This window comes from Rossellomorea sedimentorum (assembly GCF_046237645.1).
Classification (GTDB): domain Bacteria; phylum Bacillota; class Bacilli; order Bacillales; family Bacillaceae_B; genus Rossellomorea; species Rossellomorea sedimentorum.
The window spans coordinates 2026551-2044016 of record NZ_CP143546.1 but is presented as its reverse complement, the minus strand read 5'-3'; the positions used below and the strand labels follow the sequence as shown (position 1 = coordinate 2044016).

General features: G+C 40.9%; 22 protein-coding genes. 20 read left to right on the top strand and 2 right to left on the bottom strand.

The annotated features are described in order from the left end of the window. The first annotated feature begins 54 nt into the window (after positions 1-54). The 4 genes from V1502_RS10010 (at position 55) to V1502_RS09995 (ending at position 2669) form a co-directional block, all read left to right on the top strand. The gene (locus tag V1502_RS10010) at positions 55-327 is read left to right on the top strand and encodes a hypothetical protein (protein ID WP_409254207.1); all 273 of its coding nucleotides are present in this window, start codon (positions 55-57) and stop codon (positions 325-327) included. A 91-nt stretch (positions 328-418) separates the two neighbouring features. Next, entirely contained in the window at positions 419-949 is a 531-nt protein-coding gene (locus tag V1502_RS10005) for a GNAT family N-acetyltransferase (protein ID WP_409254206.1), read from the top strand. Positions 950-1041: 92 nt separating this feature from the next. After that, positions 1042-1395 (top strand): VOC family protein, encoded by a 354-nt coding sequence (locus V1502_RS10000; RefSeq protein ID WP_409254205.1) that lies wholly within the window; start codon positions 1042-1044, stop codon positions 1393-1395. A gap of 59 nt (positions 1396-1454) precedes the next feature. After that, complete coding sequence (locus V1502_RS09995; RefSeq protein ID WP_409254204.1) at positions 1455-2669, top strand: MFS transporter; 1215 nt, start codon at positions 1455-1457, stop codon at positions 2667-2669. Positions 2670-3431: 762 nt separating this feature from the next. Here V1502_RS09995 and V1502_RS09990 read toward each other — a convergent pair. Continuing rightward, entirely contained in the window at positions 3432-4979 is a 1548-nt protein-coding gene (locus tag V1502_RS09990; protein WP_409254203.1) for an alkaline phosphatase family protein, read from the bottom strand. A gap of 151 nt (positions 4980-5130) precedes the next feature. On the opposite strand from V1502_RS09990, the gene V1502_RS09985 reads away from it, so the two are divergent. After that, entirely contained in the window at positions 5131-5382 is a 252-nt protein-coding gene (locus V1502_RS09985; RefSeq protein WP_409254202.1) for a hypothetical protein, read from the top strand. An 858-nt stretch (positions 5383-6240) separates the two neighbouring features. Here the strand turns inward: V1502_RS09985 and V1502_RS09980 are convergent. Beyond that, entirely contained in the window at positions 6241-6753 is a 513-nt protein-coding gene (locus tag V1502_RS09980; RefSeq protein WP_409254321.1) for a methyl-accepting chemotaxis protein, read from the bottom strand. Between the two features lie 579 nt (positions 6754-7332). Here V1502_RS09980 and V1502_RS09975 point away from each other — a divergent pair. From V1502_RS09975 to V1502_RS09905, 15 genes are all read left to right on the top strand, one after another. Next, entirely contained in the window at positions 7333-8460 is a 1128-nt protein-coding gene (locus tag V1502_RS09975; protein WP_409254201.1) for an MBL fold metallo-hydrolase, read from the top strand. Between the two features lie 35 nt (positions 8461-8495). Further along, positions 8496-8879: a DUF302 domain-containing protein gene (locus V1502_RS09970; protein ID WP_409254200.1), complete on the top strand. Its 384-nt coding sequence runs from the start codon at positions 8496-8498 to the stop codon at positions 8877-8879. 252 nt (positions 8880-9131) lie between these two features. After that, a complete protein-coding gene (locus V1502_RS09965) occupies positions 9132-9509 on the top strand; it encodes a hypothetical protein (protein WP_409254199.1) in 378 nt (125 codons plus the stop codon). Beyond that, entirely contained in the window at positions 9499-9759 is a 261-nt protein-coding gene (locus tag V1502_RS09960) for a metal-sensitive transcriptional regulator (RefSeq protein ID WP_409254198.1), read from the top strand. Before V1502_RS09965 ends, V1502_RS09960 begins: the two co-directional genes overlap by 11 nt. 91 nt (positions 9760-9850) lie before the next feature. Beyond that, on the top strand, positions 9851-10078 hold the full coding sequence (locus V1502_RS09955; RefSeq protein ID WP_409254197.1) for a sulfurtransferase TusA family protein: 228 nt from the start codon (positions 9851-9853) through the stop codon (positions 10076-10078). Between the two features lie 68 nt (positions 10079-10146). After that, positions 10147-10626: a DsrE/DsrF/DrsH-like family protein gene (locus V1502_RS09950; protein ID WP_409254196.1), complete on the top strand. Its 480-nt coding sequence runs from the start codon at positions 10147-10149 to the stop codon at positions 10624-10626. Positions 10627-10653: 27 nt separating this feature from the next. Then, positions 10654-11004, top strand: a complete 351-nt coding sequence (locus V1502_RS09945; protein ID WP_409254320.1) for a rhodanese-like domain-containing protein — start codon at positions 10654-10656, stop codon at positions 11002-11004. A gap of 76 nt (positions 11005-11080) precedes the next feature. Beyond that, positions 11081-11377 carry a rhodanese-like domain-containing protein gene (locus V1502_RS09940; protein WP_409254195.1) on the top strand — a complete coding sequence of 99 codons (297 nt, stop codon included), beginning with the start codon at positions 11081-11083 and terminating at the stop codon, positions 11375-11377. A 48-nt stretch (positions 11378-11425) separates the two neighbouring features. After that, positions 11426-11995: a sulfurtransferase TusA family protein gene (locus V1502_RS09935; protein WP_409254194.1), complete on the top strand. Its 570-nt coding sequence runs from the start codon at positions 11426-11428 to the stop codon at positions 11993-11995. An 82-nt stretch (positions 11996-12077) separates the two neighbouring features. Beyond that, entirely contained in the window at positions 12078-13205 is a 1128-nt protein-coding gene (locus V1502_RS09930; protein ID WP_409254193.1) for an MBL fold metallo-hydrolase, read from the top strand. 186 nt (positions 13206-13391) lie between these two features. Then, positions 13392-13619, top strand: coding sequence for a sulfurtransferase TusA family protein (locus V1502_RS09925; RefSeq protein ID WP_409254192.1), 228 nt, complete (start codon positions 13392-13394; stop codon positions 13617-13619). 52 nt (positions 13620-13671) lie between these two features. After that, entirely contained in the window at positions 13672-14448 is a 777-nt protein-coding gene (locus V1502_RS09920) for a sulfite exporter TauE/SafE family protein (RefSeq protein ID WP_409254191.1), read from the top strand. A 653-nt stretch (positions 14449-15101) separates the two neighbouring features. After that, on the top strand, positions 15102-15677 hold the full coding sequence (locus V1502_RS09915; RefSeq protein WP_409254190.1) for a sulfurtransferase TusA family protein: 576 nt from the start codon (positions 15102-15104) through the stop codon (positions 15675-15677). A gap of 12 nt (positions 15678-15689) precedes the next feature. Then, positions 15690-16079 carry a DsrE/DsrF/DrsH-like family protein gene (locus V1502_RS09910; protein ID WP_409254189.1) on the top strand — a complete coding sequence of 130 codons (390 nt, stop codon included), beginning with the start codon at positions 15690-15692 and terminating at the stop codon, positions 16077-16079. Between the two features lie 47 nt (positions 16080-16126). After that, positions 16127-17254, top strand: a complete 1128-nt coding sequence (locus V1502_RS09905) for an MBL fold metallo-hydrolase (RefSeq protein WP_409254188.1) — start codon at positions 16127-16129, stop codon at positions 17252-17254. Positions 17255-17466 lie beyond the last annotated feature (212 nt).

Genomic DNA, 17466 nt, shown 5'->3' with positions numbered 1-17466 from the left:
ACTTGAAAGTGCCACTTGTACTTTCAAATGATTCTAAGCGAAGAGGTGTTTCGTTTGAATAATTTGTTGTCGATGCTTTTCAATACCAGAAAAAGATCTTCCTTTTTCAATATGTTCGGCCGACGCAAAAGGATGAACAGGCGAATGATCTGGAGCTCCGTCCTTAGTCTCGGAATGAGTGCTGCAGCCTATGCATTAAATAGAAGAAACACAAATACCGGCACAGGCTCAATTCAAGGCTTGATGAAAAACAGGAATATGAATACGTTACAGACGGCTATGGCTGAGTTTGCGAACGAGATTGCACCGAACAACAAATTAAAATAGCGAAATTGACAGATGCCCGGAACCTTTCCGGGCATCTTTTTGATGAGAAAAATTAAGTCCTGATATACTGAAAGAAAAGGAGGACAAGAAGATGAAAATTTTTGAAATGCGGCATGAGGACTTCCATCCAAAACTGCTGGATGGCTTCAACAGGTTTCAGGAGACCAAGAAAGTTGTCAAAGAGATAAACGGAAATCTTCATGAAGAGAATAACTATTTCATCGATGACTGGTCCCATGAAAAGAAACAGGAAATTATAGAACACTTCAATAAAGTAATGAATGAAGGTGGTTCCGTTATTCTTGCTGCGGTTGACGGAAAAGTAGTTGGGTTCGCTGTTATTGAGGCAGAATCTTTCGGTAAGCACGCTGCCTACAGAGAGTTGTCGTATATCCATGTATCCAGAGAAGCAAGAGGGAAAGGGATCGGGGCTAAACTTTTCCATGTTGCAAAAGACAAAGCAAGGAACCTTGGGGCAGATAAGTTATACATAGGGGCTCACCCGGCAACGGAAACACAAGCTTTTTATAAAAAGATGGGCTGTACCCTTGCCAAAGAATTAAATTCAAAAATTTACGAAAGAGAAAAACTCGACATTCAACTGGAGGTTGCATTGAAGTAGAAAGAATCCAAAGCTATCCAATCCAGGTAGAAGGAATCTGACTATTTATACCGAATAAAGGAAATTAGGTTCTTTTTTTAGGAGGTATCACTATGAAGAGTCCACTTATAAATAAGGTCGGTGTAATTTTCATTCCTGTCAGTGATATTGAAAAGGCACGCGATTGGTATTGTGATCTTTTTGGTTTCCCGGCTGACGGGGAAATTATGTTCGGCCATTTGTATGCATTGCCTATGCAGGACACAGGGGTGATCCTGGACAGCAAAATCTATTCTGAGGAGTATACGTTCAAAGCTCCTGCTTTTCACATCAACACAGACAATATTCATGAAGCTCATACATTCATTAAGGAAAAAGAAGTCAAATGGGTGTCCGCGATACAGCACGATCATTTCTTCACTTTTCAAGATCCGGATGGAAACCATCTCATGGTTTGTCAGTGTTAAGGGACACATTTGTGAAAAAATGGAACAAGAATTAACAGCAGAAAGGGTGGTGATGAGAAATGAAGTCCTCATGGAAAGCATTAATATGGATAGCGACGGCTGAGTTGTTTGCTTTAAGTCTTTGGTTCAGCGCTTCGGTAACAGCACCTGAACTCATCAACCTATGGGGAGCCGGACCGGAAATTGAGGCGTGGCTCTCGGCTGCTGTTCCAATCGGATTTGTCATTGGAGCGTTTTTCAGCGCTTATTTTGGGCTGGCCGATCGGTATAATCCCCGAATCATTCTTGCTATATCTGCAATAACTGGATCGGTTTTCAACGGATTGATATTACTGAGTGATGGAGCCTGGAGCGGAATTGCCCTTCGAATCATCACGGGGGCCACACTTGCCGGGGTCTACCCGACCGCAGTGAAAATACTATCTCAATGGTTCCCTAAAAGAAGGGGACTGGCAATCGGGATATTGATTGCTTCTTTGACTCTGGGATCCTCATTACCTCATTTTACAGCCTTATTTTTTTCTTCATTGCAGTGGCAATTGATCATCATTTCAAGTTCCATCCTGGCAGTTCTTTCTGCCGCCATTATCTATTTCATCCTGGATGATCCGCCTGTTATGACGGAGAATAAACCTTTTTCTTTCTCTCTTTTAAAAAAAGTCCGTCAAAATCAACCTGTCATGCTTGCCAATTATGGCTACTTTGGACATATGTGGGAACTTTACGCGATGTGGACCTGGCTGCCGGTATTTCTATCTGCCAGTTTTCAAAGCTACACCGGTACGGATGCTTCGGGACTGGTGGCTATTTGTTCTTTCCTTACAATTGGGATAGCAGGTGCCGCAGGGTCTGTAGGAGGAGGGTGGCTCGCTGACAAGATCGGCCGGTCATCCTTAACCATTTTATCCATGGGAGTCAGCTCTGTCTGTGCTCTAAGTATCGGATTTACATTCTCCCAGCCTATATGGATGACGCTCACTCTTTCGTTCATTTGGGGAATTTTTGTGATTTCCGATTCCGCTCAGTTTTCAGCCGGGGTTACAGAGTTTGCGGAAACTGAATATGTTGGAACAGCGCTGACATTTCAGATGTGTATTGGATTTCTTATCACTATTTTTACCATCAACCTCATTCCCTATCTGCAAAAGCTTGTGGGCTGGGAATGGGTATTTTCCATCCTGGCGATAGGCCCTGTGCTCGGATTGATGTCCATGATGAAATATAAGACCTTTGAAACGGGAAGCGCTCGTGAGCAAATATCAAAGCAATCCTAAGATAATATAAAATAAAAATTTTACAAGGCTCCTTTCTAATACTTTGTTGCTATTTATTAAGTTCGAGAGTTATGGCCGAATTCAAATAAATTATCTTGGTAAACAAAAGCACGCCCGCCGGAAACCGAGAAATGATCAGAAGAAAACAATCAGCTGGTCCAAGGATGAAACATTTGTGTTTCATCCCTTTTAATACTTCTATAAGCGCAAGGAAAACATGTAGAGTAAGTCATCTAAAATTCGTATTTAAATCAACAAACAGATTAGGTGAAGCAGACAATTTCCCCACCCTAATGGTGAGTAACCTTCAATTGTGGAAATAAGGGGAGTTTTTTCCGTTATCTAGTGGATTTGGACCAGGTTCGAGGTTTATAAGGGGAATTTTTCCCGTTAAGGCAGATTCAAATGGTCCATTTTCATGCTTTTGGAGCAAATAGAGGGAATCCTTCCCTCTATTTACTCTATTTTTTGCGCTATTTCTTCAATAAGAGGAATTTCTCCCCTTATTTTGGCAGCTGACTTCATGGGAACCTTTGTATAATCGCTATCATGAATAAAAAAATGCTTGAAGGTCTCCAAGCACTATTCATCTATATTTTGCACTTCAAAACAAACCCTCTAGCAACAAAATGAAGCCATATACTGGCCCATCGCATGGCTTCATTATACTCAAACGATAAAAACAATAGTGTTCTTTACTAATGCAGACCTCCACATACTACTACGAAAAGAAATTACCTCAAATTATATACGAAGGACACTCTATTCATTCAACAATTCCAATACCCACTTTTTCACATCTACGAGTCGCAAGTTTTCGGTGCTTTTATCTGTCCCGCTGACAATCAAGGGCGATAGCGAATCCACTTTATGCATCGAGCCATGTGCGCCTCCACCGGTATGCTCCGGAGAACTTTCACCTATGAATTCATATCCCGGTTTAGCATCAACAATAAGAAATTCACCTTTTTGAGAGTGCAATGCTCCATATAGACGAGAGAGTCCATCAGGATAATCGCCAAAAGAAATATTAGTGTCTTTTATGGTCAAATCTAAAATATCCGGATTTCCTTCGATTGACCATTCTTGTTGATAAGCATCTTTAAAAGGTCCGCCTGAAGTGAATTCAAAGTGTCCATCAGAGTCGGGAGAGATAAGCTTTGCCTTTCCTTTTGACTTCCAAGAAATCCAGGCAATCCTCGAGTCTTTCTTCAACTCTTCTGCCAACTCTTCTAATGGGACTTTTTCATTCAAGCTGTATATATAGGCCATTCGTTCATTGGCAGTAATAACGATATCATCTTTTTTTGTCACCGAAGCGCCAAGGTCCAACACATGATAATCTCTAAGAATCTTCCTTAAATCTATGGAAGCCTTTTTCTTGTCATCCATAACGGCAGATTGGCTGCTGTCGCCCATGATCATCCACACAGTCTGCTCCAGTGCATCTTCCCATTTTGGAAAGGAGTTCAAAATTTCTTGCAGATGTTTATCTGCTTTCTCAACACCTGAAAGTTCTTCAGGGCCTTTTTTATGAACAGGATGATCATTTTCAGGAAGATACACAATTGTAAACGGAGGAAGTCTTTCTGTTTCCAATAGATATTGTAACTCTGCTGCTGCAAATGCATCATTTAAGCCAATCCGATTCACAACATGGCGATTATCTGGGTTATTTCGAGCAAAAATGCCCAAAGAGAGGATGGAGGGACCACAAGTATCCATTTTTCTTGGGACATCTCCCAGATTCGAGATCACGGCAGGGGACTTGAGGGTATGACGATAATTGCCACGGTATATCAATGTATTAATAGATGCTGTTTTCATACCCAGTTTGTCCAGATCCTCGTGAATCGTTGTAACCTCATGGCTTAGGTGGGAGTTATTATAAGCATAAAGGCCGTTGTGGGCGAAGTTCGGGATGCCAAGTTTCAAGACTTCGAAAAAACCATTCCCATAGGTAATGATCTTCTCATCCTTCTCATCAAACCAAACAAGACCAGGTATTTTATGCTTGTCTGGGTACGTCCCTGTAAGAAGCGAGCTGTCAATTGTTACCGACATCGTCGGATAGGAACTGATCAGATTATTGCTGTACTGGCCATTTTCCATAAAAAACTTAAGTGCTGGTGCTCTGTTCTCCTTAATTGCCTTCTTCAACGATTCATCCATTAAAGAATCAAAAATTACAAGGATGACTCTTCGTTCCGACACCTGTTGGTTATCAACTAATATAGGAGACTCATTCTTCTTTTCCACTTGGTGCTCTGAACCTATGCAGCCGGCTAGTAAGAACAAAAAGCTAAACAAAATTAGATGCTTCCTCATCAAAAATGCCATCCCCATACAAATATTTAATGTATTGGTAGTATGCACATTAACCTGATTATTATCTTATAATCAAAAGATTGTTTTTAAAGAAGGGATAATATTAATATCACAACCTAGAAAGGAAGTGCAGATGGTGAAGATCATTTCTGTTACCAGGATTCTAGATGAAGTGGGGCGCCTCGTCTTTCCTCAGGAAGCCAGAAAAGTACTGGGTATGAAGGAGGGAGTTGTTTTAACTAGGGTGGCGGAGAATCAAGATAAGACATCAGAAAAAGCAATTGATGCCATTAATGCAGTCAAAAAAAAACACAAAATCCGGTACATCTATGATTACCTCGACAAATTGTACTCTGGAGACTACAAATCCAAATCGAAACCATAATAAAAAAACATAAGTAGATTTCGGAGCTATTATTGATCATAGTGATTGGGTGAAGGAAGTGGATAAACTAAGTACAGATATATATTGTAAAAAAGAAGATATCAGGAAGGTGATTAAACAGTTGGAGATGGAGAAGAAGAGGCTTGTTAACAAGGTAGAATGATAGGAGAATTAAAGCCATTCGCCTGATTAGTCCGTTTATGGGCCAACATCTCAGCGAAAACTCAATCTTATTGGCCCTTTTACTTTGTTTTCGGGCCATCATCTCAGCGTAAACTCAATCTCTTTGGCCCATTTACTCTGTTAATGGGCCATCATCTCAGCAAAAACTAAATCTCTTTGGCCCATTTACTCTGTTAATGGGCCATCATCTCAGCAAAAACTAAATCTCATTGGCCCATTTACTCTGTTAATGGGCCATCATCACAGCGTAAACTCAATCTCTTTGGCCCATTTACTCTGTTAATGGGCCATCATCACAGCGTAAACTCAATCTCCTTGGCCCATTTACTCTGTTAATGGGCCAACATCTCAGCAAAAACTCAATCTCTTTGGCCCATTTACTCTGTTAATGGGCCATCATCACAGCGAAAACTCAATCTCCTTGGCCCATTTACACTGTTAATGGGCCATCATCACAGCGAAAACTCAATCTCTTTGGCCCATTTACTCTGTTAATGGGCCAACATCTCAGCGAAAACTCAATCTCTTTGGCCCATTAACTCTGTTAATGGGCCAACATCTCAGCAAAAACTAAATCTCATTGGCCCAATAACCCCATTTACGGGCCATCATCACAGCGTAAACTCAATCTCATTGGCCCATTTACTCCCTGTACAACCAAACATCCTACAAACCTCACAACCTGGAAGCATATGTATTCAATTCTCTGCTCATCTTTTCAATCTCATCAATAAATGCGGAGATTTCTTGAGTCGATGCTGCCTGATTTTCCCCGACGCTCACCACTTTTTCAATCGAATCAGCCATTTCCTTCATCGACTGCTGCAATGTAGATATGATTGTTCGAACTTTTTCCGTTGACGCCACTGTTTCCTTGGATAATTTACGGATTTCCTTCGCCACTACATCAAACCCACGTCCCATTTCCCCGGCCCGTGCTGCTTCAATAGAGGCATTCAATCCTAGTAAATTCGTTTGATCGGCAATTTTTTTGATCATCGTGATGACTTCATTCGTTTTTTCCATTTCATGCGAGGCATCTTTAGATTGTTGAAGGAGGTTGTTGCTAATCTCCGCCAGGCCATCCGCACCTTTTTCAACGCTGCTGACACTTTCATTCGTATGGGAAACAGATGAAACGATTTGATCTGCAATGCTGCGCAACGCTCTTTCATTCTGCTCCTGCATCTGAATGGCAACCGCCCCAATGACACGGCCATTTTTAACAATCGGATTGGCAAGTCCAGTAAAAGAGAAACCAAAAAATTCAGCAGGAACTTCTTCCTTTATAACTTTTCTATTTAGCAAGCAATCTGCCAATGGCTCCTGGGGATTGATTTTTGTGCCTGGCTTTACCCCCAAATCGATCTTTCCGCTTGGAAAGTAGGCAATCCATTCCTCCGTGTTGGTAATCCCGATGGCGATATCCAGCATGGAGGCAATTAATTTCGACACTTCCACGTAATAATCCAACACACCTTGATCTTCGTTTACATTCTTTTTCAGTTCTGTTGTATACATTTTTTATCCCCATTTCATCATGTCTTTAGCACTAGTATTATAGCAGTTAAGTTATCTTGAATCCAAGATGAATGTGTTCACATATAGTTTTTAAGTATAAATCTCATCCACTAAAACACATAAGACCGGTTCATTGATACACAATAAAATAGAGCAGCAATTTTTTTAAATTAAAATGTGTAAATGATACGGATAGGGGTAAGGGAATACTATCTTATTCAAATAAGATTCAAAGGAGGTTTAAAAATGACTGTAAAAAGTATTTCGGCTAAGGAACTGACAAAGAAAGTATTAAGCAAAGAAAAAGTGTTTATTGTCGATGTGAGAAACACCGACGCATTTGACGATTGGAAAGTCGAAGGAAGAAATGTCGATATCATTAATGCGCCTTATAGCGAAATTAAAGAAAAAGGAATCGAACCGTTTTTGGATAAACTTCCTAAGGACCAGGAAATTCATGTGATTTGTGCAAAAGGGAATTCCTCGCAAAAAGCAGCGAAGGAAATAGCAAACGCGGGATATTCAGATGTTTATTCAGTTGAAGGCGGCATGGAAGCATGGAGTGAACACCTGGAGCCTATCAAAATTGGCGATCTCAAGAACGGGGGAACCATCCATCAATTTCTACGAATCGGGAAAGGCTGTCTTTCTTATTTAATACAGTCCAATGGGGAAGCCGCCATTATTGATGCTGCACGGATGACCAAGCCTTATCATGATTTCCTGGCTGAAAACGATGTTAAACTGACCCGCGCGCTTGATACCCACTTGCATGCTGACCACATAACCGGCGGAAGAGAGCTGGCGGAAACCACCGAAGCTGAGTATTACCTTCCTCCAAAGGATGCTGAAGAGGTTCAGTTTTCCTACCAGCCTGTGAATGACGGCGATAAGTATGAGGTTGGCCATTCTATCATTGAGGCGATGTACTCCCCGGGACATACCATCGGCAGCACTTCCTATATAATCGATGATACTTATTTATTGACTGGTGACATCTTGTTTATCGATTCCATTGGCAGACCCGATCTGGCTGGCAAGGCAGAAGACTGGGTGGGCGACCTTCGCACAACCTTATATAAACGATACAAAGAGCTGTCAAAGGATTTAATTGTTCTCCCGGCCCACTATATGGGTATAGATGAAATGAATGAGGATGGAAGTATTTCAGAGAAACTCGGCACGCTTTATGAAGAAAACCATGGCTTGAACATTCAGGATGAAGAGGAATTTAGAAGAACGGTATCTGAAAACCTGCCCCCTCAGCCCAATTCATATGAAGAAATCCGGAAAACCAATATGGGCAAAGAAGATCCAGGTGAAGAAAAGCAGAGTGAAATGGAAACCGGACCTAACCGTTGTGCAGTAAGATAAGCCAATACTAGTACTAAAAACAGGAGGAATAAAGCATGTTTGATTTTACACTATCTACAGATAAAAGTATTGAAGAAGCAGTGAAGAGTTTGGAAGCAAGTTTAAAAGAAGAACAATTCGGTGTTCTTTGGACGTTCGATATTAAAGATAAGCTGCAGGAAAAGGGGTTGGACTTTGAAAAAGAATTCAAAGTGCTGGAAGTCTGCAACCCGAAAGAAGCACAAAGAGTATTAAACGAAAATACAATGGCGGGATACTTCTTACCTTGTAAAATGGTTGTTTATGAAGAAGAGGGGCAGACTAAAATTGGTATGCCAAAGCCGACATCACTTATTTCAATGTTGAATGATGAAAAGATGAAGGATTTTGCCAAGGACATTGAAGACCGCCTGATCGGCTGTATGGAAAAAAGTGTTTAGTTAATAATATGATTCTAACAGGATGAATTCTTAGTGAATTCATCCTTTTTATTCACGAAAGGTATTGACAAAATTCATTCGAAATCAAAATAATTGAATGAATACCATAGGAAGTGGTATATTTGCCTCACTAAAGGTTAAAAGATTTAAGGTGAATAAATTTTTTCTCACCTATTGACTTAATACCCCGATGGGTATATAATAAGGTTTGTAAGCAAGACAATCCTTAGAAATTGAATAGGGTGGTTTGTAATGTTAATATTGATTATCATAGTGGTTAGTATGATAATAGCACTATATAAAAGGTATATCCCTGTTACAGGAGTTCAGTGGTCAAGAGAAACTCCTGACCTGAAAGATTCCATTTTAATCTTGGATGTAAGAGATTATAATCATTCTTTCAACGACCCTATACCAGAAGCCATAAATCTTCCGGTTGCTTATTTGAAAAGAAATTGGCATGAACTCGAAGGAAGCAGAATTCATATAGTCGCCTCAACCAAGCTTGAAAAGAACATGAGCATCAGGATGTTGAGAAGAAGAGGTTACCAGGTAACAGGTTATACACTGACAGAAAAACAATGTCCGCCAAAACAGAATAAAGGAAAGGGGTATTGTTATGGAATATAATGATCAGGTCAAAAACCGTGTTAAACGGATTGAAGGGCAATTAAGGGGCGTCCTTAAAATGATGGAAGAAGGCAAAGACTGTAAAGATGTAATTACGCAGTTATCAGCTGTCCGTTCTGCAGTGGATCGCACTGTCGGGGTAATTGTCAGTTCCAACCTGGTAGAATGTGTACTTGAAGCGGAAAACCGCGGCGAAAAAACCGATGAAATGATAAAAGAAGCTGTCAACCTGCTTGTTAAAAGCAGATAAGTTCTAAAGGGTTGACATCCTTTTTTATGACTGATATTATACCCCTGTGGGTAATAAAAGCGAAATGAAATTTATATAGGAGGAATAACACATGAAAGCAGATAAAGTATTAGACGCAAAAGGGCTGGCTTGTCCAATGCCGATCGTCAAAACGAAGAAAGCCATGAATGAACTGGAAGCAGGGCAGGTATTAGAAGTCATTGCAACTGATAAAGGGGCAAAAAGTGATTTGACTGCTTGGGCAAAATCCGGGGGCCATGAGTTGCTTGACCATAACGAAGAAAATGATGTATTTACATTCTGGATTAAAAAAGGGTAATTTTTTTTTGAAGCCAACATACCCCTGTAGGTAGGGGTAATAACACCATACAACTGGAGGAATCACTAATGTCAGAGAAGAAGAAAACAACAATCGTATTATTCAGCGGAGACTATGATAAAACGATGGCTGCGTACATCATTGCCAATGGAGCAGCTGCCTATGATCATGAAGTAACAATCTTCCATACATTCTGGGGTTTGAATGCCCTTCGCAAAGAGGAAAATATCGAAGTGAAAAAAGGGTTTATGGAAAAAATGTTCGGTAAAATGATGCCACGGGGCGCCGACAAAATGGGACTCTCAAAAATGAATATGGCCGGTATGGGACCGAAGATGATCAAAGATGTTATGAAGAAACATAATGTAATGTCACTTCCAAACCTGATTGAGATGGCTCAGGAACAAGACGTTAAATTAGTGGCATGCACGATGACAATGGATCTTCTTGGTTTGCAAAAAGAAGAATTATTGGATAATATCGACTATGCTGGGGTAGCTGCATATTTAGCAGATGCAGAGGACGGAAACGTTAACCTGTTCATCTAATAAGGGGGCAAAAAAAACTTGGATTACATGAGGTATGTCCTTGTCGGAATTTTAATTATCATTATTATCATGAGAATGTTGCCTGCAAAAGGGGTAAGGCACATCACAACGGCAGACCTGAAAAACGAACTGCGGGATGGAGAGAAACTGTTCATCGATGTGCGTACAAAAGGGGAATTCAACAAACGAAATATAAAGGAATTTAAAAATATTCCTTTATATGAATTACCTTATAAGACTAATGAGCTTACATCCAACAAAGAAATTGTCTTGATATGTCAAAGCGGCATGAGAAGCAATAAAGCTGCCAAGCTATTAAGAAGAAAAGGCTTCAACAAAGTAGCCAATGTAAAAGGCGGCATGAGCGCCTGGTCTTAATTCGTCAGTAAATCTGCTCTTTTCCCCAGCAATCTTTCTAATCCGGAAAAGAGCTTATCATAAGGAGGATACTAAAATGAAAGAAATTTCACCAAAAGAAGTGGAAGTAATCGTAACTGAAGGAAAACCAGCAAATATTATTGACGTGCGTGAAACAGATGAAGTAGCAGAAGGTAAAATTCCTGGTGCTGTCAACATCCCATTAGGATTGGTTGAATTTCGTATGAATGAACTGGATAAATCCAAAGAATATATCATGGTTTGCCGTTCGGGCGGCAGAAGCGGCCGTGCATGTCAGTTCCTTGAGAACCAAGGCTACAATGTAATTAACATGACAGGCGGCATGCTTGCTTGGGAAGGTAAAACAGAATAATTTTTTCAAATTTATATACCCCACGAGGTAAAACAGGAGGGCATACTATTGGAAAACATTAAAGTGGATCTTGTACTTGATGCTAAAGGATTAGCTTGTCCAATGCCGATCGTCAAGACTAAAAAAGCCATTACCGGTCTGGAAGCAGGTCAGGTGCTTGAAGTTGAAGCAACAGATAAAGGGTCGAAAGCAGACATTAAAGCCTGGGCTGAAAAAGCCGGCCATCAATATTTAGGTACCATTGAAGATGATGACGTGTTAAAGCATTACTTAAGGAAAGCTTCCGGGGAAGAAACCGTTGAGAAGAAGCATCCTAATGTGGTGAATAATGAAGAGTTAGAATATAAATTAGGCAGTAAAATCGTGGTCCTCGATGTCCGTGAAGCTGCAGAATATGCATTTAACCATATCCCGGGGGCTTTATCCATGCCATTAGGGGATTTGGAGAACCGCATGAACGAATTAAACAAAGAAGATGAAATCTATGTTGTATGCCGTACAGGAAGCCGAAGCGATCTTGCAGCCCAAAAGCTTACAGAAAACGGCTTTAAGAATGTTATAAATGTTGTTCCAGGCATGAGCCAGTGGAGCGGAAAAAGCCAATCAATCACAAACTAACCGGTCCCTGGTACAATAATCAGTATTGTGCCAGGCACCAAAAAATTTTCGAATAAATTATACCATAGGGGGTAACTTAGAGATGACTGTAAAAGCTATTAATTCTAAAGAAGTAACAAAAAAAATATTCAACAACGAAGAATTATTCATCTTGGATGTCCGTAACGAGGACGCTTTCGCAGACTGGAAAATCGAAGGACACAAGTTTGATTATCTTAATGTACCTTACTTCGACCTTTTGGATGGAGTAGAGGAAATTATGGTAAAACTGCCACAAGACAAAGATATTCTTGTCGTCTGTGCAAAAGAAGGTTCATCAGTCATGGTCGCAGAGATGCTTTCTGACGAAGGTTTGGAGGTATCATATCTTGAAGGTGGTATGAAAGCATGGAGTGAACACTTGGAGCCGGTTAAAGTCGGTGACTTGAAAGACGGCGGTGAGCTATACCAATTCGTCCGAATCGGAAAGGGCTGCCTGTCTTATATGGTGGTTTCCAATGGCGAAGCAGCCATTATCGATTCCACTCGCATGGCGGATATCTATACAGATTTTGCTGCCAGCCTTGATGCAAAAATCACTCATGTATTTGATACTCATCTTCACGCCGATCACATTTCCGGCGGACGTACCATTGCAGAGAAAACGGGTGCAACTTACTGGCTGCCGCCGAAAGATGCTGAAGGAGTTACATTTGACTATGCAGCATTGGAAGATGGCAATGAAGTAACAATCGGAAACACAACAATCAACATCCATGCCTTGTATTCACCAGGCCACACAATCGGTTCAACTTCATTCGTCGTAGACAACCAATACTTGTTGACAGGCGACATCCTGTTTATCGATTCAATCGGAAGACCGGACCTTGCAGGCCTGGCTGAAGACTGGGTAGGCGACTTACGTGAAACTCTATACTCACGCTACAAAGAACTTTCTGACGACCTGATTGTTCTGCCGGCTCACTTCATGATCATTGACGAGTTGAACGAAGACGGAAGCGTATCTGAAAAACTGGGTGTATTATACGAGCAAAACCACGGCTTGAACATTGAGGACGAAGGTGAATTTCGCTCACTGGTAACGGAAAACCTTCCGCCACAGCCAAATGCTTATCAAGAAATCCGTAAGACCAACATGGGTCAAGTAACACCAGATACAGACGAACAACGTGAGATGGAAATCGGTCCTAACCGTTGTGCGGTGAGATAACTTAGCTGGCGACAAATGTCCAGGCTAAGGGTAGTTATCAGCTGGATTGTGTCGATTAACGACAAGGAAGTGTCGAATATCGGCCGCTACTTGTCGTTTAACGACCAATCCTTGTGGAATAGCGTCCTCACGACAAATACTGACACACCAATCATCAACTAAACTATTCTCTAGGAGGCTAACAATATGGAATCAACAAAAGTACTAGACGCAAAAGGATTGGCATGTCCAATGCCAATCGTAAAAACAAAGAAAGCCATGAATGAATTACAATCAGGTGAGATTCTTGAAATTCACGCAACAGACAAAGGTGCCAAAAGTGACCTGACTGCCTGGGCAAAATCAGGCGGACACGAACTGGTAAAGCATGAAGAAGAAAATGATGTCTTCAAGTTCTGGATTAAAAAAGGCTAAAACAAATTAAGGGAACCATTACAGGGTTCCCTTTTTTAGGAGGTTGTTTCAAATGGATATAGGTTTTATCATCGTTATCTTTCTAATTGGTTTCATAGGTTCCTACATTTCAGGGATGCTTGGAATCGGCGGTTCCATCATCAAGTACCCGATGTTATTATACATCCCGCCATTGTTCGGCCTGGCAGCATTCAGTGCCCATGAAGTATCAGGAATCAGTGCCGTGCAAGTATTCTTTGCTACGATCGGCGGTGTCTGGGCATACCGCAAAGGCGGCTATCTCAATAAGACACTGATTGCCTATATGGGTGGAGCCATCCTGATCGGCAGCTTCATCGGTGGATATGGGTCCAAATTGATGTCTGAAGGCGGCATTAATCTCGTTTATGGAGTATTGGCTTTGATTGCAGCCATTATGATGTTCATCCCGAAAAAAGGAATCGATGATATCCCGCTTGATCAAGTGACATTCAATAAATGGCTTGCCGCTTCATTAGCGTTAATCGTAGGTATCGGCGCTGGGATTGTAGGCGCTGCAGGAGCCTTCCTGCTTGTCCCAATCATGCTTGTTGTTTTAAAAATCCCTACCCGTATGACGATTGCTTCTTCATTGGCCATTACGTTTATCTCTTCCATCGGGGCAACGATCGGGAAGATTACAACGGGCCAGGTAGACTACCTGCCTGCATTGGTCATGGTAGTAGCAAGTCTGATCGCTTCTCCTTTAGGTGCAATGGCTGGTAAAAAAGTGAACACCAAGATACTGCAATATGTTCTTGCAGTATTAATCCTGGGAACAGCGATTAAGATTTGGATGGACCTTCTTTAAAATTTGGTTTCGCCCCTTATCTGGTGTGATAGGGGGGATTCCTGGGTAAAATGATAGTAAGCTTTTCAATCAAGGAGGTATTTTGATGGTAAAAGTTACGCAACCAGCTTTGGATGTCATCAAGTCTGAAGTAAATGACATTCTTAAGGAAGGCAAGCAGCCCTTCATCCGCCTTGCAATGGGCATTGGCTGAGGGGGGCCAAAACTTCGTCTGACTCTGGAGGAGTCAGCTTTAGAACATGATGATGTGACTGAGTTAGAAGGGATAAAGTTCCTTGTTCATGAAAAAGACAAAGTTTACTTCGATGACGCAAAAATCGATTATGTCAAAACTCTGCTAGGCGGCGGAGAGTTTAAAGTGCTCCGTGTATAAAAAGATTTAACAAACAAATAAAGCTTCGACCTTCATACAAACCACCCGTGAACTAAATGGGTGGTTTTTATTATTGATTTTTATGCACTTTAAGAGATCAGACTGTAATTTAGTCTACTCAAACTGGCCAATAAATATGGTAACAGGTAAAAAGTATAAGCGTATGTAAATAACACAAATTATTAAAGCAAGAATTATCTTGTTTAATCACTATTTTCATGTGTAATTAATACGCGCGGGGGTAATAAAAAAATAACCGCGTGAAAGGAGGCCGACTCATATGGAAGTGACTGTTAATAAAGTTCTTGATGCAAAAGGACTTGCGTGTCCAATGCCTATTGTCAAAACAAAAAAAGAGATGAAAGATTTGGAAGCTGGCCAGGTCATGGAGATACAAGCAACCGATAAAGGGTCTACAGCTGATATCAAAGCCTGGGCGACCAGTACAGGAAACCAATATCTCGGTACTGTGGAGGACGGAGATATCCTGAAGCATTATCTCCGGAAGGCAAGTGAAGCAGAGGAACAACCCGAAAAAAAATATGAAGATGTAATAAGTCTTGATGACCTTGTAAAGAAACTCGAAGGTGAAGAGAAAGTTACAGTATTGGATGTAAGGGAGCCTGCAGAGTATGCGTTTGGACATATTCCAGGGGCCATAAACATTCCCCTTGGAGAATTAGAACAGCGTTTTGAAGAAATAGAAGGGAAGGATGACTTACATGTCATCTGTCGAACAGGAAGCCGCAGTGACTTGGCATCCCAGCTATTGACTGACAAAGGTCTTAAAAATGTGAAGAACGTTGTTCCAGGAATGACTGAATGGACAGGTTCTACAAATAAAAAGGAATCATAAGGAGGAACTAACATGAAAGTCGCTATTATTGCCGCAAATGGAAATATGTTTGATGCCTACAAAGTATTTAATATCGCAACAGCAGCAGCTGCCACGGACGCAGAAGTTCAAATCTTTTTTACATTTGAAGGACTAAATCTTATTCACAAAGAAGGGCATAAAAATTTAGCTTTACCTGCAGGAAAGGAACATTTCCAGGAAGGTTTTCAAAAAGCAAATGTACCACCGGTAGAAGAACTTGTCAGCATGGCAAGTGAAATGGGTGTAAAAATGATTGCGTGCCAAATGACAATGGACGTAATGAGTCTTGAGAAAGGGCATTTTGTAGAGGGAATTGACGTAGGTGGAGCCGTCACTTTCTTAACCTACGCTCAAGGTGCAGATGTTACTTTAACTTTCTAAATCAGGCTTCCATTAGACTTAATCATATACCAAAAGGAGGTTAACCAATGGCGGATGTAAAAACTATTGCAGTGAAAGAACTGGCAAGAAAAATATTGAATCACGAAAAGGTGTTCATCCTGGATGCCCGCAATACGGATGACTTTGATGATTGGAAAATCGAGGGCAGGAACGTTGAAGTCATCAACGCACCTTACTTTGATCTGTTAGAAGGAGTTGAATCCATTCAAGAGCAGCTTCCTAAAGATCAAGAGATTTTTGTCATTTGCGCAAAAGGTGGATCTTCTGAATTTGTGGCTGAACAAGTGGAAGAAGCAGGGTTTACAGATGTTTATTCCGTTGAAGGTGGAATGAAAGCCTGGAGTGAATATCTTGAGCCTATCAAAATCGGAGATCTAAAAAACGAAGGATCTATTTACCAATTTGTTCGTATTGGGAAAGGCTGTTTATCTTACATTGTAGAATCAAACGGAGAATCAGCATTGTTCGATGTAAATCGGATGCTCGATCCTTATGAAGAGTTTATTAGTAAATCGAATACAACAGTCACCCATATATTTGATACTCATCTGCATGCAGATCATATATCAGGCGGTAAAAAACTTGCGGACAAACATGGAACTCAATACTACCTGCCCCCGAAAGATGCGGACGATGTTATATTCGACTACAATAAGGTTCAAGATGGGGATGAGTATAAAGTAGGGAATACAACTGTCCAGGCTCTGTATTCACCCGGCCATACTATCGGGAGTACGTCATATATCATTGATGACCAATATCTTTTGACAGGTGATATCCTGTTTATCGACTCCATCGGACGTCCGGACCTTGCAGGTAAAGCGCAGGATTGGGTAGGAGATTTAAGGACGACCCTTTACAAGCGATATAAAGAACTTGCTGATGAACTGCTGGTACTGCCTGCCCACTATATGAGCATAAAAGAAATGAATGAAGATGGAAGTGTTTCTGCAAAATTGGGAACTTTATATAAAGAAAATCACGGTCTCAATATCGAAGACGAAGACGAGTTTCGTAAAACGGTCTCAGAAAATCTGCCTCCGCAGCCAAACTCCTACCAGCAGATCCGTGAGACCAATATGGGAAAAATCAAACCTGAAGAAGAAGAGAAAAGAGAAATGGAAATTGGCCCTAACCGTTGTGCAGTAAGGTAATAATGCTTAAATAAAAGGCAGCTCCGGCTGTCTTTTATTTTGCTGTTTTTACTGGCAGGTTTTGTTAAAGACGGGCATTCATCTTATCTGCACGTTTGATTGTATGCAGGATATTATCCAAAGCATAGGTGAATGTGAAACGGTTTGATCATAAAGGGTTGACAATATACCTATAGGGGTATATAATGAATATTGTAAGCAGTTAACGTAAC